The following is a 19,248-nucleotide window of genomic DNA, read 5'->3' as shown; positions in this document are numbered from 1 at the left end:
CGAGGGACGCCCCGGCCACCGGGGTGCCGGACGGGAAAACCCGGTGCTCAGGGCCGGGACGCTGGGCAATACTTCGGCGGGTGTTCATGTCGATCTCCACCACCGGCAGCGCCGAGAGCCCGGCGACGGATCTCGGGTTCCTGCTGCACAAGCATCCCGGCAAGGTCCAGCGGTTCGCCACGTCGCACGGTGAGGCCCACGTCTTCTACCCGCAAGCGGGGGACGAGGTCTGCACGGCGGCGCTGCTGCTGGACATCGACCCGGTCGCACTGGTCCGCAAGGGCCGGGGCGACGGCAAGGGGCGCGGCGGTTCGCCCGACTTCGCGCTCGCCCAGTACGTCAACGACCGGCCGTACGCCGCGTCCTCGCTGCTCGCGGTGGCGCTGCGGACGGTGTTCCGGTCCGCGATGAAGGGCGCCTGCCCGGTCCGCCCCGACCTTCCGGGGCAGGCCCGTCCGCTGCGGATCGAGCTGCCCGCCGTGCCCGCGAACGGCGCGGGCGAGGGCGGCGGTCCGGGCATGGTGACCCGGCTGTTCGAGCCGCTGGGCTGGCGGGTCGAGGCGGCGGCGATCCCGTTGGACGAGGCGTTCCCGGAATGGGGCGACTCCCGGTACGTGCGCGTCGCGCTCTCCTCCGACACCGTGCGGCTCGCCGACGCGCTCCAGCAGCTCTACGTGCTGCTGCCGGTGCTGGACGGCGCCAAGCACTACTGGGTCGCCCCGGACGAGGTGGACAAGCTGCTCGCCGCCGGCGAGGGCTGGTTGGCCGTCCACCCGGAGCGGGCCCTGATCGCCCGCCGCTACCTCGCCCGGCGCTGGTCGCTGACCAGGGCCGCGATGGAGCGCCTGGAACTGGCCCGGCTCGCGGAGGCGGACGACCGCGAGGTCGAGGAGATCGACAACGCGGTCGACGACCGGCCCGCGGAGGAGCACGGCCGGGCCCACGGCGACGAGAACGGAGCGGAGAGCGCCGCGGAGAACACCGCGGAGAACGGCGCCGAGAACACCGCGGAGCCCGTGCACCCCCGTCCGCCGTCCCTCGCCGAGCAGCGCCGCACCGCGATCCTCGACGCCCTGCGCGAGACCGGTGCCGCCCGCGTCGCCGACCTCGGTTGCGGCCAGGGCGAGTTGATCGGCGAACTGCTGAAGGACGCCCGCTTCACCGAGATCCTCGGCGTGGACGTGTCCGTGCGGGCGCTGCAGGCGGCGAACCGCAAGCTGCGCCTGGAACGCCTGCCCGAGCGGCAGGCGGCCCGGGTGAAGCTGGCGCAGGGCGCGCTGACGTACACCGACGCCCGGCTGAAGGGCTTCGACGCCGCGGTGCTGTGCGAGGTGATCGAGCACCTGGACCTGCCCCGGCTGCCCGCCCTGGAGTACGCCGTGTTCGGTGCCGCCCGGCCGAGGGCCGTCGTGGTCACCACGCCGAACGCCGAGTACAACGTCCGCTGGGAGACCCTGCCGGCGGGCAGCGTCCGGCACGCCGACCACCGCTTCGAGTGGTCCCGCGCCGAGTTCCGCGCCTGGGCCGAGAAGGTCGCGGCCGCCTACGGCTACGCCGTGGTGCTGCGCCCGGTCGGCCCGCAGGACGAGGAGGTCGGCGCACCGACCCAGCTCGCCCTGTTCACCACCGCGACCGAGCCCGCGGCCGTCACCACCCCGGCCGCCAACGACGCAGCCACCCGCATTGCCGCCACCCCCGAACCGCCCGCGACCGCCGAACCGGCCACCCCCGAACCGCCCGCGACCAGCGATCAGACGACGCCCGAAGGAGGCGAACCCCGATGACCGACGCCGCAGCCGACGGAACCACCGAGAGCACGACCCCCCGCCGCCTCCCCGTCACCGACGTCTCCCTCGTCGTCCTGATCGGCACCAGCGGCGCGGGCAAGTCCACCTTCGCCCGCCGCCACTTCCTGCCCACCCAGGTCGTCTCCTCCGACTTCTGCCGCGGCCTGGTCGCGGACGACGAGAACGACCAGTCCGCCTCCGCCGAGGCCTTCGACCTCCTCCACTACATCGTCGGCAAGCGCCTGGCGGCCGGCCGGCTGACCGTCGTGGACGCCACCAACGTCCAGCCCGAGGCACGTCGCCAGCTGGTGCGGATCGCCCGCGAGCACGACGTGCTGCCGATCGCGATCGTCCTGGACGTCCCGCCGGGGGTGTGCGCCGAGCGCAACCGCTCCCGCCCGGACCGCCAGCTGCCCGCCCACGTGATCCCGCGGCAGAACCGCGAGCTGCGCCGCTCCCTGCGCGGGCTGGAGCGCGAGGGCTTCCGCAAGGTGCACATCCTGCGCGGCGAGGCCGAGGTGGCCTCCGCCGAGATCGAGCTGGAGAAGCGCTACAACGACCTGCGCCACCTCGCCGGCCCGTTCGACATCGTCGGCGACATCCACGGCTGCCGGTCCGAGCTGGAGACCCTGCTCACCCGCCTCGGCTACACCCTGATCCGGGACGAGCAGGGCCGCCCGGTGGACGCCGCGCACCCCGCGGGCCGGACCGCCGTCTTCGTCGGCGACCTGGTCGACCGCGGCCCCGACACCCCGGGCGTGCTGCGCCTGGTGATGGGCATGGTGGCGGCCGGCCACGCGATCTGCGTGCCCGGTAACCACGAGAACAAGCTCGGCCGGTCGATGGACGGCAAGAAGGTCACCGTCTCGCACGGCCTGCAGGAGTCGCTGGACCAGCTGGCGGGCGAGTCGGAGGAGTTCAGGACCGAGGTCCGCGCGTTCATGCGCGGTCTGGTCAGCCACTACGTGCTGGACGGCGGCGCCCTGGTGGTCTGCCACGCCGGTCTGCCGGAGCGGTACCACGGTCGCAACTCGGGCCGGGTCCGCTCGCACGCGCTGTACGGGGAGACCACCGGCGAGACCGACGAGTACGGCCTGCCGGTGCGCTACCCGTGGGCGGAGGAGTACCGCGGCCGGGCGCTGGTCGTCTACGGCCACACCCCGGTGCCGACCGCGAGCTTCGTCAACAACACCATCTGCCTGGACACCGGCTGCGTCTTCGGCGGCAGCCTGACCGCGCTGCGCTACCCGGAGCGCGAGCTGGTGGGCGTCGAGGCGGAGCGCGAGTGGTACGCCCCGGTGCGTCCGATGATCACCGACGCGCCGGGCGCCCGCGAGGGCCGCCCACTGGACCTCGCCGACGTGGCCGGGCGCCGGATCGTGGAGACCGGCCTGCACGGGCGGGTCGCCGTCCGGGAGGAGAACGCGGCGGCCGCGCTGGAGGTGATGAGCCGCTTCGCGCTGGACCCGCGGCTGCTCGCCTACCTGCCGCCGACCATGGCGCCGAGCCCCACCTCCCGCCGGGACGGCTACCTGGAGCACCCGGAGGAGGCCTTCCTCGCCTACCGCGCGGACGGCGTGCGGCACCTGGTGTGCGAGGAGAAGCACATGGGCTCGCGCGCGGTGCTGCTGGTCGCCCGGGACGGCGCCGCACTGGAGCGCCGCTTCGGGGTGGCCGGACCCGGCGCGATCTGGACCCGCACCGGCCGCGCCTTCCTCCACGACGACGGGCTGACCGCCGCCGTGCTCGGCCGGGTGCGGGCGGCCGCCGAGCGCGCCGGCCTCTTCGAGGAGCTGGGCACCGACTGGCTGCTGCTGGACGCCGAGCTGATGCCGTGGTCGCTGAAGGCGGTGGAGCTGCTCCGTCGTCAGTACGCGGCGGTCGGCGCGGCGGCGGGCGCCGCCCTGCCGGAGGTGCTGTCCGCGCTGGAGCGGGCGGCCGGGCGCGGCCTGGACCTGGCGGACCTGACCGCCCGCCAGCGGCAGCGCTCCGCCGACGCGACCGCGTTCACCGAGGCGTACCGGCGCTACTGCTGGCCGACCGAGGGCCTGTCGGGCATCCGGCTGGCGCCGTTCCAGCTGCTGGCGGCCGAGGGGGCGAACCTCGCGGTGCGCCCGCACGACGAGCACCTGGCCTGGATCGACCGCCTGGTGGCCGCGGACGCCGACGCCGCCGACGCCACGGAGGGGAAGGAGCCGGTGCTGCACCGCACCGGCCGGATCCTGGTGGACACCGAGGACGAGGCCTCGACGGCCGCCGCCACCGCCTGGTGGGAGGAGCTGACCGGGGCGGGCGGCGAGGGCATGGTGGTCAAGCCGCTGGCCTCGCTGGTGCGGACCTCGCGCGGTGAGGGCCGTCCGGGTGGTCTGGTGCAGCCCGGGGTGAAGGTCCGCGGCCGGGAGTACCTGCGGATCATCTACGGCCCGGACTACACCGAGCACCTGGACCGGCTGCGGCAGCGCGCGCTGGGCCACAAGCGCTCGCTGGCGTTGCGCGAGTACGCGCTGGGCCTGGAAGCGCTGGACCGGCTGGCGGCCGGGGAGCCGTTGTGGCGGGTGCACGAGCCGGTGTTCGCGGTGCTGGCGCTGGAGTCGGAGCCGGTCGACCCGCGCCTGTAGCCGTGCCGCGACCCCGCCGGGGGAGCAGGGTGGAGGGGAGTCCCGGAGAGCGGGGCTCCCCTCCATCGCCCCGTTCCTGTATAGAAATTCCGAACATCGTATACACTTGCCAGCCTTCCCCCTCGTCCCGTCACCCCAGGAGCCCGGCATGGCCTTCAACCTCCGGAACAGGCACTTCCTCAAGGAGCTCGACTTCACGCCCCAGGAGTTCCGCTTCCTGGTGGACCTCGCCGCCGGGCTCAAGGCGGCGAAGTACGCGGGCACCGAGCAGCCCCGGCTCCGCGGCAAGAACATCGCGCTGATCTTCGAGAAGACCTCCACCCGCACCCGCTGCGCCTTCGAGGTCGCCGCCCACGACCAGGGCGCCACCACCACCTACCTGGACCCGTCGGCCTCGCAGATCGGCCACAAGGAGTCCATCAAGGACACCGCCCGGGTGCTCGGCCGGATGTTCGACGGCATCGAGTACCGCGGCCACGGCCAGGAGGTCGTGGAGGAGCTCGCCGCGCACGCCGGCGTCCCGGTCTGGAACGGCCTCACCGACGAGTGGCACCCCACCCAGATGCTGGCCGACGTGCTCACCGTCACCGAGCACACCGTCAAGCCGCTGACCGACGTCGCCCTTGCCTACCTCGGCGACGCCCGCTCCAACATGGGCAACTCGCTGCTGGTCACCGGAGCCCTGCTCGGCATGGACATCCGGATCGTCGCCCCGCGCGCGCTGTGGCCGACCGAGGACGTGCAGAAGTCGGCGCAGGCCCTGGCCGAGTCGACCGGCGCCCGGATCACCCTGACGGAGGACGTGGCCGAGGGCGTGGCCGGCGTCGACTTCCTCTACACCGACGTCTGGGTCTCGATGGGCGAGCCCAAGGAGGTCTGGGCCGAGCGGATCGAGCTGCTCAAGCCCTACCAGGTCTCCATGGACACCGTCCGGGCCACCGGCAACCCGGCCGTGAAGTTCCTGCACTGCCTGCCCGCGTTCCACGACCTCGGCACGGTGCTCGGACGGCAGATGTACGAGGCGACCGGCATGACCGAGCTGGAGTGCACCGACGAGCTGTTCGAGTCGCCGCACTCCATCGTGTTCGACCAGGCGGAGAACCGCCTGCACACCATCAAGGCGGTCCTGGTCGCCACCCTCGGCTCCTGAAGACTCGGGCCTGAGGCCCGGACCCGCAGGCAGCCCGGGCCCCGAGACCCCGCGAGGGTCAGCGCTCCAGCTTGACGCAGGCCACCCGGTCGCCCGCCCCGCGCGGGCCGGCGACCGGGGTGCCCGCGTGCAGCACCAGCGAGCGCGCCTCCCCCGGCCGCGGCTGCCAGTCCACGGCGGTGGTGGCGGTGCCCCTGCCGCGCCCGTCGGTGCGCAGAGCCAGCCGCAGTTCGTTGCGCTCGTTGGCGTACGCCGGGTCGGTGGACGGCTGCACCGGGTCCGTCACGTCCTGGTAGTGCGGCCCGGAGGACGCCGGGTCGGCCCCGCAGCCGCCGGTGTGCAGGTGCGCCGGGAACAGGTGGTCGGGGGCGAGCCCGGACACCGTCAGGGTGAGCACCGTCCGCCCGGGCGCCGAGCGGTCGGTGACGACCACGGCGTGCGAGCCGTACGGCACCAGGTCGGCCGCGTAGCTGACGGCGGACGGCGGGACGAAGGCGGTGGCCGGGTCGAAGTCGGCCTCGACGGCGGAGACCGGCGAGGCGGCGGGGGTGAGCAGGGCCAGCGGCAGCAGGGCGGCGGCGAGCGGAGCGGTCATCGGTCGGGCCTTCCACGGGGCAGGGCGACGGTCACCCTGCTAACGGCACCGGCCCGCGCAGGACACCGCACGGAGGACAACCGCGGGAAGGACAACCGCGGGAAGGACAACCGCGGGAAGGACAACCGCGGGAAGGATGCCGCCCTCAGGCCGGCTCGCGCCGGATCCCCCGGATCTCGCAGCGCGGCCCGCTGGCCCGCATCAGCCGCAGGTCGGCCGTGACCAGCGGCGCCCCGTACCGCTCGGCGACCGCGACGTACGCGGCGTCGTCCGGGGTCAGGTTGTCCTTGAGCTCCCAGATGCGGCCGAGCAGCGGCGCCACCTCGACCTTGCGGATCGCCACCGCGGCCAGCTCGCCGGTGAGTTCGGCGACCCGCGCGGCGGTCAGTTCCTTCGCCAGGTAGAGACCGCGCAGCGACTGCATCACCTCGACCACGATGTGCTCGGGCGCCACCCACTCGCGGTCGGAGGCGAGTTCGGCCCGGGCCGCGGCCCCGCGCGGGCCCTCGTCGGCCAGCGCCAGCACCAGCGCGGACGCGTCCACCACGATCATCGGAGGCCCCCTCTGCCTGTCACGTCACGGGCCACCGTACCGGCCCCGGACCCGGCCCGCGGAGGCGGAGGCGGGCGGGGCGCGGGCCCGTCCTGTCGGCGGCGGATCAGCGCCCGAGCAGGAACCCGGCGAGCACCGAGGCGGCGTTGGCGGTGGCGGAGGCGGCCCAGGGCGCCGCGGTGCGCGGCGGCAGCCCGGTGAGGGGCGCGAGCAGGGCGCCCTCGACCAGGCAGACGCCGGTCTCGCCGAGCCCGAACGCGGTCCAGTACGCTGCGGCGGGCCCGGCGGCGTACGGCCGTAGGGACCACCAGAGCAGCGGGTGCGTCAGCAGGTTGACCAGGACGGCGGCACCGGCGGCCCGGGACGGCCGCAGCCCGCCCGCCCGGGTGAGCGCGACGGTGTAGACGGGGACCTCGACCAGCAGGGTGAGGGCCAGGGCGAGGACGTAGGGCACGGCGGGGATCGTGCCACGGGGAGGGGACCATGGCCACCGGGGTCGTAACCGCACCGGCGTCGGCCGCCGCGCCGGTCTGGCCCGGGCCCGGGCCGTCCGTCCGGCTGGGCGCCGCGCCGTTCGCGGGGTTCGCACTGTCGGCCGCCCCTGGCGCTGGTGACCGCCCTGCGGGCGCCGACCGGGCTGGCGGTGCTGGGCCTGGCCGCTTTCGGCCTGCTGCACAACGTCCTGGAGCTGCGCTACGTGGCGGGCCGGTTCGCCGTCGTCCTGGCCGGCCCGCTGCTGCGGCTGCTGCTGGCGCTGGTGACCGGCATCGTGCTGTGCCGCCTGCTGCCGCCCTCCCGGGCCGCGCAGACGGTGGAGATCCTGCTCGCGTACGGCCTGCTGGCGGCGGCCTGCCGGTACGGGCTGCGCGGCCGACCGCGGGCGCTCGCCGGGAGCGCGGGCCTGCTGGTCGGGGCCGGGGCGGCTTCGCTGGCCTTCCCCGCGTACCACTTCGTGGTGCTGGCCCACCTGCACAACGTGGTGCCGCTGCTGTTCCTGGCCGAGTGGTCGCGCCGGCTCCGGCGGGGGCGGTGGGCGTTCCTGGTGCTGCAGTCCGGCTGGGTGCTGCTGGTGCCGGCCCTGCTGCTGAGCGGCCTGCTGGACGGGCTGCTGTCGCAGCGGCCCGGCGGCTGGACGGACCGGCTGGCGGCGGCCTACACCCCGCCGGCGCTGCTGACGCCGGAGGCGGGCCTGCGCTTCCTGGCGGTGTTCGCCTTCCTGCAGACGATGCACTACGTCGTCTGGGTCTGGTTCCTGCCCCGGTACGCGCCGGAGGCGGCGGAGCGGTTCGAGGCCCGGGTGCCCGCGCTGCGCGGCGGGCGGGCGTGGGCGCTGGGTGCCGGGGCCGGCGCGCTGCTGGCCCTGCTGTTCGCGCTGGACTACGCACAGGGCCGGTCGTTGTACGCGGCGCTGGCCGCCTACCACGCCTACCTGGAGTTCCCGGTGCTGCTGATGCTGGTGCTGGGCCTCGGCGCGGGCCGCTCGGAGGCCGGGCGGCCGCCGGGTGGACCGCGGGAGAACGCACAGGGAGCGGAGGTGAAGACATGAGGACGATCCTGCTGGCCGACATCGCCCCCTCGCCGACCGACGGTTCCGGTGGTGAGCTTGTGGTGGTGCTGCTGATGGCGGCGGCCGTGGTCGCGGGGGCGGTCTGGCTGATCAGGCTGGAGCGCAAGCGGCGCGGCCCGGACGACCAGTGAGCCACGGCATGCACTATGGTTTATCTCGACATCGAGATAACTGCCCCTTACGATATATCTCGACATCAAGATACTTGCCGAGAGGCGCTCACCGGCGATGCGGGCAAGGTAAGCCTAACTAAGGCTGACCTTACCACCGCGTGGCGGCCGGATATCGCACGAAGCACCCAGAAGGAGTCAGTCGTGTCCGCGAACAGCTTCGACGCCCGCAGCTCGCTGCAGGTGGGCGACGAGTCGTACGAGATCTTCAAGCTCTCCGCCGTCGAGGGTTCCGAGCGGCTGCCGTACAGCCTCAAGGTGCTGCTGGAGAACCTGCTCCGCACGGAGGACGGCGCGAACATCACCGCCGACCACATCCGGGCCCTCGGCAGCTGGGACGAGAACGCCCAGCCGAGCCAGGAGATCCAGTTCACCCCGGCCCGCGTGATCATGCAGGACTTCACCGGCGTGCCGTGCGTGGTCGACCTCGCCACCATGCGTGAGGCCGTCAAGGAGCTGGGCGGCGACCCGGCCAAGATCAACCCGCTGGCCCCGGCCGAGCTGGTCATCGACCACTCGGTCATCGCCGACAAGTTCGGCACCAAGGACGCGTTCACCCAGAACGTCGAGATCGAGTACGGCCGCAACAAGGAGCGCTACCAGTTCCTGCGCTGGGGCCAGACCGCCTTCGACGAGTTCAAGGTCGTCCCGCCGGGCACCGGCATCGTCCACCAGGTGAACATCGAGCACCTGGCCCGCACCGTCATGGTCCGCGGTGGCCAGGCGTACCCGGACACCTGTGTCGGCACCGACTCGCACACCACCATGGTCAACGGCCTGGGCGTGCTGGGCTGGGGCGTCGGCGGCATCGAGGCCGAGGCCGCGATGCTCGGCCAGCCGGTCTCCATGCTGATCCCGCGCGTCGTCGGCTTCAAGCTGACCGGCGAGCTGCCGGCCGGCACCACCGCCACCGACCTGGTGCTCACCATCACCGAGATGCTGCGCAAGCACGGTGTGGTCGGCAAGTTCGTCGAGTTCTACGGCGACGGCATCGGCTCCATCCCGCTGGCCAACCGCGCCACCATCGGCAACATGTCGCCGGAGTTCGGCTCGACCTGCGCGATCTTCCCGATCGACGCCGAGACCATCAACTACCTGCGTCTGACCGGCCGCGACGAGCAGCAGCTCGCCCTGGTCGAGGCCTACGCCAAGGAGCAGGGCCTCTGGCACGACCCGTCGGTCGAGCCGGTCTACTCCGAGTACCTGGAGCTGGACGTCTCCACCGTCGTCCCGTCGATCTCCGGCCCGAAGCGCCCGCAGGACCGCGTGATCCTGGCCGAGGCCGCCGAGCGGTTCGCCGAGGCGCTGCCGACCTACTCCGCCGAGGCCTCGAAGCCGACCGCCGTCACCGCCCCCGACGGCTCGACCTACGAGATCGACAACGGCGCGGTCGTGATCGCCTCGATCACCTCCTGCACCAACACCTCCAACCCCTCCGTCATGCTGGGCGCCGCCCTGCTGGCGAAGAAGGCCGTGGAGAAGGGCCTGCACGTCAAGCCCTGGGTCAAGACCACCCTGGCGCCCGGCTCCAAGGTCGTCATGGACTACTACGAGAAGGCCGGCCTGCTCCCGTACATGGAGAAGCTGGGCTTCAACCTGGTCGGCTACGGCTGCGTCACCTGCATCGGCAACTCGGGCCCGCTGCCCGAGGAGGTCTCGGCCGCCGTCAACGAGTCCGACCTCGCGGTCGTCTCGGTGCTCTCCGGCAACCGCAACTTCGAGGGCCGGATCAACCCCGACGTCAAGATGAACTACCTGGCCTCCCCGCCGCTGGTGGTCGCCTACGCCCTCGCCGGCAACATGAACGTCGACATCACCAAGGACGCCCTGGGCCAGGACGCCGACGGCAACGACGTCTTCCTCGCCGACATCTGGCCGTCCGAGCAGGAGGTCGCCGACACCGTCGCCGGCTCCATCGACGAGGCCATGTTCGACAAGGGCTACCAGGACGTCTTCGCCGGCGACCACCGCTGGCAGTCGCTCCCGGTCCCGACCGGCAACACCTTCGAGTGGGACGCCGAGTCCACCTACGTCCGCAAGCCCCCGTACTTCGAGGGCATGGCCAAGACCCCGAGCCCGGTGACCGACATCGCCGACGCCCGCGTCCTGGCCAAGCTGGGCGACTCGGTCACCACCGACCACATCTCCCCGGCCGGCAACATCAAGCCGGGCACCCCGGCGGCGCAGTACCTGACCGCCAACGGTGTGGAGAAGCGCGACTTCAACTCCTACGGTTCCCGTCGTGGCAACCACGAGGTGATGATCCGCGGCACCTTCGCCAACATCCGCCTGCGCAACCAGATCGCGCCGGGCACCGAGGGCGGCTACACCCGCGACTTCACCCAGGCCGACGCGCCGGTGTCGTTCATCTACGACGCCTCGCAGAACTACCAGGCCGCCGGCACCCCGCTGGTCGTCCTGGCCGGCAAGGAGTACGGCTCCGGCTCGTCCCGCGACTGGGCCGCCAAGGGCACCGCGCTGCTCGGCGTCAAGGCCGTCATCGCCGAGTCCTACGAGCGCATCCACCGCTCGAACCTGATCGGCATGGGCGTCCTGCCGCTGCAGTTCCCGGAGGGCGAGAACGCCGACTCCCTCGGCCTGACCGGCGAGGAGACCTTCTCCATCACCGGCGTGACCGAGCTCAACGAGGGCCGCACCCCGAAGACCGTCAAGGTCAAGGCCGGCGACAAGGAGTTCGACGCGGTCGTCCGCATCGACACCCCCGGTGAGGCGGACTACTACCGCAACGGCGGCATCCTGCAGTACGTGCTGCGCTCGCTGATCAACGGCTGAGCTTCGGCATAGCGCCCGAAGGGGCCGGACCGCACCACGCGGTCCGGCCCCTTCCGCATGCCGCGACGGCCCTGCACACCGCACCGGCCGGACCGGCCCCCTTGTGCGGTGAGCGGCGGATGGACTAAACCTCTGTCCCATCTGGTCCAGACCATTTGACGCCGCTTCAGAGAACAGGTCCGGTATGCCCACTCGCGCCTCAGCCCTGCTCGCCGCCGCCACCGTCGCCGCGCTGCTCGCCGCCACCGCCCCCGCCTCCGCCTCCGACGGTCGGCACGGCCCGAAGCCGAACGGCCAGCGGGTCGGCTACTTCACCCAGTGGGGCGCCGGCAGCTCCGCCAAGCGGGTCCAGGAGTCCGGCCAGGCGGCCAAGCTCACCGTCATCAACTACGCCTTCGGCAACGTCTCCGCCGACGGCACCTGCTTCCAGACCAACGACGCCGGCCAGGGCGACGCCCACGACGACTACCAGCGCGCCTTCTCCGCCGCCGAGTCGGTGGACGGCGTGGCCGACGCCCCGGATCAGGAGCTGAAGGGCCACTTCAACCAGCTGCGCAAGCTCAAGGCGAAGAACCCGCAGCTGCGCACGGTCATCTCGCTGGGCGGCTGGAGCTGGTCCAGGTACTTCTCGGACGCGGCCGCCACCGACGAGGCCCGCAAGAAGTTCGTCTCCTCCTGCATCGACCTCTACCTCAAGGGCGACGTCCCGGTCCTGGCCGGCTCCCCGGAGGGCGGCAGGGGCGCCGCCGCGGGCGTCTTCGACGGCATCGACATCGACTGGGAGTACCCGGGCGGCGGCGGGGACGCGGGCAACGTCGTCCGCCCCGAGGACGGCCGCAACTTCACCCTGCTGATGCGGGAGTTCCGCCGCCAGCTGGACGCGCTGAGCGGGAAGAAGGGCAAGCACTACCTGCTGACCGCCGCCGTCGCCGCCAACGAGACCGTCGCCGACCGGCTCGAACTGCCCGAGCTGAGCCGGTCGGTGGACTGGCTCAACCTGATGGCCTACGACCTGCACGGCCCCTGGGAGGGCAAGGGCCCGACCGGCCACCAGGCCAACCTCTACTCCGACCCGGCCGACCCGGACCCCCGGCAGCGCAGTGCCGACCAGGCCGTGACGCACTACCAGGAGCGCGGCCTGCCCGCCGGACAGCTCGTCCTCGGCGCCCCGCTCTACGGCCACGGCTGGACGGGCGTCGCCGCCGGCCCGCGCGCCGGCCTCTTCCAGAGCGCCACCGCCGCCGCGCCCGACCGCTCCTACCGGGAGGTCGAAGCGCTGCCGGGCACGGTCCACGTGGACCGCGACCACGGCGCGTCCTGGAAGTACGACGGCACCACCTTCTACAGCTACGACACCGCCGAGGTGCTCACCCGGAAGGCCCGCTACGCACGGTGGAACGGCCTGGGCGGCGTGATGGTCTGGTCGCTGGACGGGGACGACGCCCGGGGCAGCGCCATCGCCGCCCTGGACCGCGGCCTGCGCCGCGACTGACGTCCGCGCACGACCCGCGCGACCGCGCGAAGGGCCCGCCGTGACGAGCACGGCGGGCCCCCGGGTTCCGCGGGCTCAGGCCCGGTCGCAGGCCTGCGCCCGCAGCGCGCGGGCCAGGTCGTCGCGGCGCTCCAGCACCAAGCGGCGCAGCGCCGGCGCGGCCTGCGGGTGCCCGTCCAGCCAGGCGTCGGCCTCGGCCAGGGTCTGCTCGTCGGTCTGGGCGCTCGGGAAGAACCCGCTGACGAAGCGCATCGCGATCTCGATGGTCCGCTCGGCCCAGATCTTCTCCAGCAGCTTGAAGTACGGGGCCGCGTAGAGGGCGGTCAGGTCGCGGTGGGCGGGCAACGCGAAGCCCGCGATGTCGGCCTCGACCAGGGCGTTCGGCAGCTCGTCCGAGTCGACCACGGCCGACCAGGCGGCGGCCTTGGCCTCCGGCGTGGGCCGGGCGGCCAGGCACTGGGTGTACTGGCGCTTGCCGCTCGCGGTGTTGTCGGCGGCCAGCTCGGCGTCCAGCTCCTCGTCGGTGGCCTGGCCGGCGGCGGCCAGGGCCAGCCACAGCGACCAGCGCAGCTCCTGGTCGACGTCCAGGCCGTCGATCCGGGCGCTGCCGGCCAGCAGGCCGCGGACCAGGCCGAGGTGCTCGGCGCCGCCCGCGGTCTGGGCGAGGAAGCGGGCCCAGGCCAGCTGGTGGTCGCTGCCGGGGACGGCGTCGCGCAGCTCGCGCAGGGCGCCGTCGGCGAGCAGCCGGCCGCCCTCGCCGCGCCAGGCCGGGTCGGCGTACAGGTCGACGGCGGTCTTGGCCTGGGCGTGCAGCGACTGCAGCACGCCGATGTTGCCCTCCTGGCCGGCGAAGCGCAGCACCAGGGCGACGTAGTCGCGGGCCGGCATCAGGCCGTCCCGGGTGAGGTTCCAGACGGCGGACCAGGCCAGCGCGCGGGCCAGCTGGTCGTCGATGTCGCCGAGGCCGGTGCGCAGGGCCTCCAGGGAGTCCTCGTCGAAGCGGATCTTGCAGTAGGTCAGGTCGTCGTCGTTGAGCAGGACGAGCGCCGGACGGGGCTTGCCGGCCGCCGCGGTGACGACGGTGCGGGCGCCGGTGACGTCCAGCTCGATCCGCTCGGTGCGCACCAGGGCGCCGTCGGAGTTCCGGTCGTACAGGCCGACCGCGACGCGGTGCGGGCGCAGCACCTCCCCGTCCTGCAGGACGGCCAGTTCGGTGATCCGGCCCTCGGCGTCGCTGGTGACCTGCGGGGTGAGCGCGTTGACGCCGGCGGTCTGCAGCCAGGCGGCGGCCCAGGCCTTGAGGTCGCGGCCGCTGGTCTCCTCCAGGATGTCCAGCAGGTCGGTGAGCTCGGTGTTGCCGAAGGCGTGGCGCTTGAAGTAGCGGCGGGCGCCCTCGAAGAAGGCCTCCGAACCGGCGTACGCCACCAGCTGCTTGAGGACGGAGGCGCCCTTGGCGTAGGTGATGCCGTCGAAGTTGAGCTTGGCGTCCTCCAGGTCCCGGATGTCCGCGGTGATCGGGTGCGTGGTGGGGAACTGGTCCTGCCGGTAGGCCCAGGCCTTGCGCTGGTTGGCGAAGGTGACCCAGGCGGAGGAGTAGCGGGTGCGGGCGCCGATCAGGCCGTAGGAGCCCATGAAGTCGGCGAAGGACTCCTTCAGCCACAGGTCGTCCCACCAGCGCATGGTGACCAGGTCGCCGAACCACATGTGCGCCATCTCGTGCAGGATGACGTTGGCCCGGCCCTCGTAGGCGGCGTCGGTGACCTTCGAGCGGAAGACGAACTCCTCGCGGAAGGTGACGCAGCCGGGGTTCTCCATCGCGCCGATGTTGTACTCGGGCACGAAGGCCTGGTCGTACTTGCCGAAGGGGTACGGGTAGTCGAACTCCTCGTGGAAGAAGTCGAGTCCGAGCTTGGTGACGCCGAGGATCTCGTCCGCGTCGAAGTACGGGGCGAGGGACCGGCGGCACATGGCGGAGAGCGGGATCTCCAGGGTGCTGCCGTCGGCGAGCTCGCGGCTGTAGTGGTCGCGGACGACGTGGTACGGGCCCGCGACGACCGCGGTGAGGTAGGTGGAGATCGGCTTGGTCGGCGCGAACTCCCAGGTGCGGGCGCCGTCCTCGGCGGTGACGTCCTCGTGCGGGGCGTTGGACCACACGTCCCAGGCGGCCGGGGCGGTCACCGTGAAGGTGAACGGGGCCTTCAGGTCGGGCTGTTCGAAGGTCGCGAACACCCGGCGGGCGTCGGCCGGCTCGTAGTGGGTGTAGAGGTAGGTCTCGCCGTCCACCGGGTCGACGAAGCGGTGCAGGCCCTCGCCGGTGCGGCTGTAGGCGCAGTCCGCCTCGACGGTCAGCACGTTCTCGGCGGCGAGGCCCTCGACGTGCACCCGGGCGCCGTCGTAGGCGGTGGCCGGGTCGAGGGCGCGTCCGTTGAGGGTGACCGAGCGGACGGCCGGGGCGAGCAGGTCGAGGAAGGTGTCCGCGCCGGGCTGGGAGCAGCGGAACGTGATCGTGGTGGTGGAGCGGAAGGTCGCGGTCGCCCGGTCCGGGGCCGAGGTCACGTCCAGCCGGACCCGGTAGCCGTCCACGGCCAGGATGCTGGCCCGCTGCTGGGCTTCGTCGCGGCTGAGGTTCTTGCCCGGCACGGCGGTACTCCTTTGTCCGGCTCGCACGGTGGTGCGCGTGTGGGTGGTGCGGTCTCGGTGCGCGGTGTCGTCCGTGCACGCGGCACCATCCTGTCACGCTCCGGGCCGCCGGTACCATTGCACAGACCGACGCGTCCGCGGCGGAATCAGCGGCGTCCGGCGGGTGTTGGGCTACACGGGGAAAACACCCCTGCCCGGATCACCTCACGAAGGACGACACGCAGTGACTGCTGCCGCTGAGCGCAAGACCGCCGACTTCTGGTTCGACCCGGCCTGCCCGTGGGCGTGGATGACCTCCCGCTGGCTGATCGAGGTTCAGCAGCTGCGTCCGGTCGACGTGCGCTGGCACGTGATGAGCCTGTCGGTGCTGAACGAGCACCGGGACCTCCCGGACAACTACCGCGAGCTGCTGAACAACGCCTGGGGCGCGGTGCGGGTGTGCATCGCCGCCGCCGAGAAGCACGGCGAGGAGGTGCTCGGCCGGCTCTACACCGAGCTGGGCGTGCGCTTCCACAACCAGGGCCTCCCGCAGAACCGCGAGACCATCGAGGCCGCCCTGGTGGCCGCCGGCCTGCCCGTCGAGCTGGCCGACGCGGCCGGCACGGACATCCACGACGAGGCCCTGCGCGCCTCCCACAAGGAGGGCATCACCCTCGTCGGCGAAGACGTCGGCACCCCGGTGATCGCCGTCGAGGGCGCGGACGGCGAGCGGGTCGCCTTCTTCGGCCCGGTGGTCACCCCCGCCCCGAAGGGCGAGGCCGCGGCCCGGCTGTGGGACGGCACCCTGCTGGTGGCCTCCACCCCGGGCTTCTACGAGATCAAGCGCACCCGGACGGCCGGCCCGTCCTTCGAGTAGCCCCGCAGTCGCAGTCGCCGTCGATGCAGTCGTTGCCGTCGACGACTGCGGTGACGCGAAAGGGCCCGGTACCGGAAGCGGTACCGGGCCCTGTTCGGTGTCCGGGCTCAGCGGGCGGCGGCGTCCCGGCGCTGCTTGAGCAGTCCGGCGCCGGTCAGCGCCGCGACCAGCACCCCGGCCGCGTACAGCTGCTCCCGGTTGCCCTCGGTGGTGGTCATCAGCGCGAGGATGCCGGCCACGGCGGCCATCGCGACCCACGTCAGGTACGGGTAGCCCCACATCTTCACGGTGAGCAGCTCGGGCGCCTCGCGCTCCAGCCGGCGGCGCATCCGCAGCTGGACCACGCAGATGAACAGCCAGACCACCAGGATCGCCACACCGGTGGTGTTCATCAGCCAGGTGAACACCGTCTCCGGCCAGAACTTGGCGGCCAGCACGGCGCCGAAGCCGAACAGGCAGGAGGCCAGCACGGCCCGGCGCGGCACCCCGCCGCTGACCTTGGCCAGCGCCCTGGGGCCCTGGCCGCGGCCGACCAGCGAGTACGCCATCCGGGAGGCGCCGTAGATGTTGGCGTTCATCGCCGACAGCAGCGCGACCAGTACCACGACCTGCATGATCGCCCCCGCACCGGGCACCCCGAGGTGGCGCAGCACGGTGACGTACGGGCCGTCGGTGACGACCGACGGGTCCTTCCAGGAGACCAGGGTGACCACCAGGGCCATCGAGCCGATGTAGAAGATCGCGATCCGCCACACCGCGGTGCGCACGGCGTTGGCGACGTTCTTCTTGGGGTCGTCGGACTCGGCGGCGGCGATGGTGACGGTCTCCAGGCCGCCGTACGCGAAGACCGAGGCGAGCAGGCCGACGATCAGTCCGCTGACGCCGGTGGGCAGGAAGCCGCCGTGGCCGGTGAGGTTGTCGGCGCCGGGGGCGCCGGGGCCGATCACCCCGGCGATGCCGAGCCCGCCGAGGACCAGGAAGGCGATGATCGCGGCGACCTTGATCGTGGCGAACCAGAACTCGAACTCGCCGAAGTTCTTCACCGCGGTGAGGTTGCTGGCGCAGAAGAAGACCATGAACAGGGCGACCCAGACCCATGAGGAGACGCCCGGTATCCAGCCGTTGACGATCTTCCCTGCGGCGGTGGCCTCGGCGGCGACGCCGCAGCAGAGCATCACCCAGTACATCCAGCCGGCGGTGATCCCGGCCCAGGGGCCGATCTCCTTCTCGGCGTGCACCGAGAACGAGCCGGAGGCGGGGCGGGCCGCGGACATCTCGCCGAGCATCCGCATGATGAGCATGACGAGCAGGCCGGAGAGCACGAAGGCCAGGATGATCGCCGGGCCGGCGGCCGCGATGCCCGCGCCGGAGCCGACGAAGAGGCCCGCGCCGATCACCCCGCCGAGGGCGATCATCGACAGGTGGCGCTGCTTCAGCCCGTGCGAGAGCTGCTGGCTTCCCGGCGCCGACTCGGTGGCGTCGGTGGTCCCGGGCGCCGTGGGCGCGGAGGTGGGGGCCATAGGGGTGCTTCCAGACTGTGCGGTATGCGACATGAGTTGTCCAATATCCGGGGACACCTCTGCCCATGCCAAGAATGTCCGGCCCGGGCCCACATTGCGGACCGGGCGGGCACGTCGGGTGCCGCCACCGTGACCGTGCGTCACTTCGGGCCGGATCCGACAACGCCCGAGGGCGGGGCTTTGTGCGAAACCGTGCCGCTCGCGCAGTGGATCACCGCATAGGTTCACAGGTGTTCACCCACTTGGAGCCCACGGAGGATCCCCCGATGGCCACCGCCACCACCCCGATACCGCACCGCGCCGTCCTCGCCGACCTGCTGCCCGCCGCCACCCGCATCGGCGGTCAGGTCCGCGACCTGGCCCTGGTGGCCGGCGGCGCCGCGCTGACCGGCGTGGCCGCCCAGCTGTCGGTGAACGTCCCCGGCTCGCCGGTGCCGGTCACCGGCCAGACCTTCGCCGCCCTGCTGGTGGGCACCGCGCTCGGCGCCCGCCGCGGCGCCGCCTCGCTCGCCCTCTACCTGCTCGCCGGCGCGGCCGGCCTGCCCTGGTTCGCCGAGGGCACCTCCGGCTGGGCGATGCCCTCGTTCGGCTACGTGCTCGGCTTCGTCCTCGCCGCCGCCCTGACCGGCGTGCTGGCCCGCCGCGGCGCCGACCGCACCCCGGTGAACACCGCCGTCACCATGGCCCTCGGCAGCCTCGCCGTCTACGCGGTCGGCGTCCCGTACCTGGCCGTCGCGCTCCACGTGCCGCTCGCCCGCGCCGCCGAGCTCGGCCTCTACCCGTACCTGGTCGGCGACGCCCTCAAGGCCGCGCTCGCCGCGGGCGCCCTGCCGCTGGCCTGGAAGCTCCTCGGCCGACGCTGAAGCCCCCGCTGGAACCCCCGCTGAAGCCCCCGTTGTCGGGCCCGGGCGCACGCGCATGCCACACTCGTGCCATGCGCGTGTACCTGGGCTCCGACCATGCCGGATACGAACTGAAGAACCACCTCGTGGAGTGGCTGAAGGGGGCCGGCCACGAGCCGGTCGACTGCGGGCCGCACATCTACGACGCCGAGGACGACTACCCGCCGTTCTGCCTGCGCGCCGCCGAGCGCACCGCCGCCGACTCCGAGGCCCTGGGCATCGTGATCGGCGGCTCGGGCAACGGTGAGGCGATCGCCGCCAACAAGGTCAAGGGCGTCCGGGCCGCGCTGGCCTGGAGCACCCAGACCGCCGAGCTCGGCCGTCAGCACAACAACGCCAACGTGATCTCCATCGGCGGCCGCATGCACACGCAGGAGGAGGCCACCGAGTTCGTCGAGATCTTCCTCAACACCCCGTACAGCGGCGAGCCGCGGCACACCCGCCGGATCGAGATGCTGAGCGAGTACGAGACCACCGGCGAGCTCCCGCCGATCCCGGCCCACCACCCCCAGGGCTGATCCACCCACCCCTCCTCCCACGGCCGGCCGCGCACCCCGCGCGGCCGGCCGCCGCCGTCCCGGGTGCCCGACGGACCCGTCCGACCT

General features: G+C 72.8%; 15 protein-coding genes. 10 read left to right on the top strand and 5 right to left on the bottom strand.

Going from position 1 to position 19,248, the window contains the following annotated elements:
* Nucleotides 1-80: 80 nt before the first annotated feature.
* The 3 genes from ACZ7KX_RS25015 (at nucleotide 81) to argF (ending at nucleotide 5,555) form a co-directional block, all read left to right on the top strand.
* Nucleotides 81-1,784, top strand: coding sequence for a 3' terminal RNA ribose 2'-O-methyltransferase Hen1 (locus tag ACZ7KX_RS25015; RefSeq protein ID WP_470328382.1), 1,704 nt, complete (start codon nucleotides 81-83; stop codon nucleotides 1,782-1,784).
* Nucleotides 1,781-4,405, top strand: a complete 2,625-nt coding sequence (locus ACZ7KX_RS25010) for a polynucleotide kinase-phosphatase (protein ID WP_470328381.1) — start codon at nucleotides 1,781-1,783, stop codon at nucleotides 4,403-4,405. The genes ACZ7KX_RS25015 and ACZ7KX_RS25010 overlap by 4 nt, the downstream gene beginning before the upstream one ends.
* Before the next feature lie 148 nt (nucleotides 4,406-4,553).
* Nucleotides 4,554-5,555, top strand: a complete 1,002-nt coding sequence (gene argF / locus ACZ7KX_RS25005; RefSeq protein WP_470328380.1) for an ornithine carbamoyltransferase — start codon at nucleotides 4,554-4,556, stop codon at nucleotides 5,553-5,555.
* A gap of 58 nt (nucleotides 5,556-5,613) precedes the next feature.
* Here argF and ACZ7KX_RS25000 read toward each other — a convergent pair whose 3' ends face one another.
* The 3 genes from ACZ7KX_RS25000 to ACZ7KX_RS24990 form a co-directional block, all read right to left on the bottom strand.
* On the bottom strand, nucleotides 5,614-6,150 hold the full coding sequence (locus tag ACZ7KX_RS25000) for a superoxide dismutase family protein (protein ID WP_470328379.1): 537 nt from the start codon (nucleotides 6,148-6,150) through the stop codon (nucleotides 5,614-5,616).
* 145 nt (nucleotides 6,151-6,295) lie between these two features.
* The gene (locus tag ACZ7KX_RS24995; RefSeq protein WP_470328378.1) at nucleotides 6,296-6,703 is read right to left on the bottom strand and encodes a type II toxin-antitoxin system VapC family toxin; all 408 of its coding nucleotides are present in this window, start codon (nucleotides 6,701-6,703) and stop codon (nucleotides 6,296-6,298) included.
* 106 nt (nucleotides 6,704-6,809) lie between these two features.
* Nucleotides 6,810-7,157 (bottom strand): hypothetical protein, encoded by a 348-nt coding sequence (locus ACZ7KX_RS24990; RefSeq protein ID WP_470328377.1) that lies wholly within the window; start codon nucleotides 7,155-7,157, stop codon nucleotides 6,810-6,812.
* A gap of 156 nt (nucleotides 7,158-7,313) precedes the next feature.
* Between ACZ7KX_RS24990 and ACZ7KX_RS24985 the strand changes: the two genes are divergently transcribed.
* The 4 genes from ACZ7KX_RS24985 to ACZ7KX_RS24970 all read left to right on the top strand — a co-directional run bounded on the left by ACZ7KX_RS24985 (nucleotide 7,314) and on the right by ACZ7KX_RS24970 (nucleotide 12,725).
* The gene (locus ACZ7KX_RS24985) at nucleotides 7,314-8,249 is read left to right on the top strand and encodes a hypothetical protein (protein WP_470328376.1); all 936 of its coding nucleotides are present in this window, start codon (nucleotides 7,314-7,316) and stop codon (nucleotides 8,247-8,249) included.
* Nucleotides 8,246-8,401 (top strand): hypothetical protein, encoded by a 156-nt coding sequence (locus ACZ7KX_RS24980; RefSeq protein WP_350526073.1) that lies wholly within the window; start codon nucleotides 8,246-8,248, stop codon nucleotides 8,399-8,401. Before ACZ7KX_RS24985 ends, ACZ7KX_RS24980 begins: the two co-directional genes overlap by 4 nt.
* 183 nt (nucleotides 8,402-8,584) lie before the next feature.
* On the top strand, nucleotides 8,585-11,233 hold the full coding sequence (gene acnA, locus ACZ7KX_RS24975) for an aconitate hydratase AcnA (protein ID WP_470328375.1): 2,649 nt from the start codon (nucleotides 8,585-8,587) through the stop codon (nucleotides 11,231-11,233).
* A 184-nt stretch (nucleotides 11,234-11,417) separates the two neighbouring features.
* On the top strand, nucleotides 11,418-12,725 hold the full coding sequence (locus ACZ7KX_RS24970) for a glycoside hydrolase family 18 protein (RefSeq protein ID WP_470328374.1): 1,308 nt from the start codon (nucleotides 11,418-11,420) through the stop codon (nucleotides 12,723-12,725).
* A gap of 75 nt (nucleotides 12,726-12,800) precedes the next feature.
* Here the strand turns inward: ACZ7KX_RS24970 and pepN are convergent, their stop codons facing one another.
* Nucleotides 12,801-15,365 carry an aminopeptidase N gene (pepN, locus tag ACZ7KX_RS24965; RefSeq protein ID WP_470328373.1) on the bottom strand — a complete coding sequence of 855 codons (2,565 nt, stop codon included), beginning with the start codon at nucleotides 15,363-15,365 and terminating at the stop codon, nucleotides 12,801-12,803.
* Between the two features lie 223 nt (nucleotides 15,366-15,588).
* Between pepN and ACZ7KX_RS24960 the strand changes: the two genes are divergently transcribed.
* On the top strand, nucleotides 15,589-16,221 hold the full coding sequence (locus ACZ7KX_RS24960) for a mycothiol-dependent nitroreductase Rv2466c family protein (protein ID WP_396551692.1): 633 nt from the start codon (nucleotides 15,589-15,591) through the stop codon (nucleotides 16,219-16,221).
* Nucleotides 16,222-16,328: 107 nt separating this feature from the next.
* Here the strand turns inward: ACZ7KX_RS24960 and ACZ7KX_RS24955 are convergent, their stop codons facing one another.
* Nucleotides 16,329-17,741, bottom strand: a complete 1,413-nt coding sequence (locus ACZ7KX_RS24955) for an amino acid permease (protein ID WP_470328372.1) — start codon at nucleotides 17,739-17,741, stop codon at nucleotides 16,329-16,331.
* A gap of 266 nt (nucleotides 17,742-18,007) precedes the next feature.
* Between ACZ7KX_RS24955 and ACZ7KX_RS24950 the strand changes: the two genes are divergently transcribed.
* Together ACZ7KX_RS24950 and ACZ7KX_RS24945 are read left to right on the top strand one after the other, a co-directional pair.
* Nucleotides 18,008-18,604, top strand: coding sequence for a biotin transporter BioY (locus ACZ7KX_RS24950; RefSeq protein ID WP_470328371.1), 597 nt, complete (start codon nucleotides 18,008-18,010; stop codon nucleotides 18,602-18,604).
* A gap of 71 nt (nucleotides 18,605-18,675) precedes the next feature.
* The gene (locus tag ACZ7KX_RS24945; protein WP_350526079.1) at nucleotides 18,676-19,161 is read left to right on the top strand and encodes a ribose-5-phosphate isomerase; all 486 of its coding nucleotides are present in this window, start codon (nucleotides 18,676-18,678) and stop codon (nucleotides 19,159-19,161) included.
* Nucleotides 19,162-19,248: the final 87 nt, after the last annotated feature.

The sequence above is a fragment of the Kitasatospora sp. NPDC038210 genome (assembly GCF_055600605.1).
The sequence above is the reverse complement of the archived record's forward strand: the minus strand, read 5'-3'. Positions and strand labels throughout refer to the sequence as shown.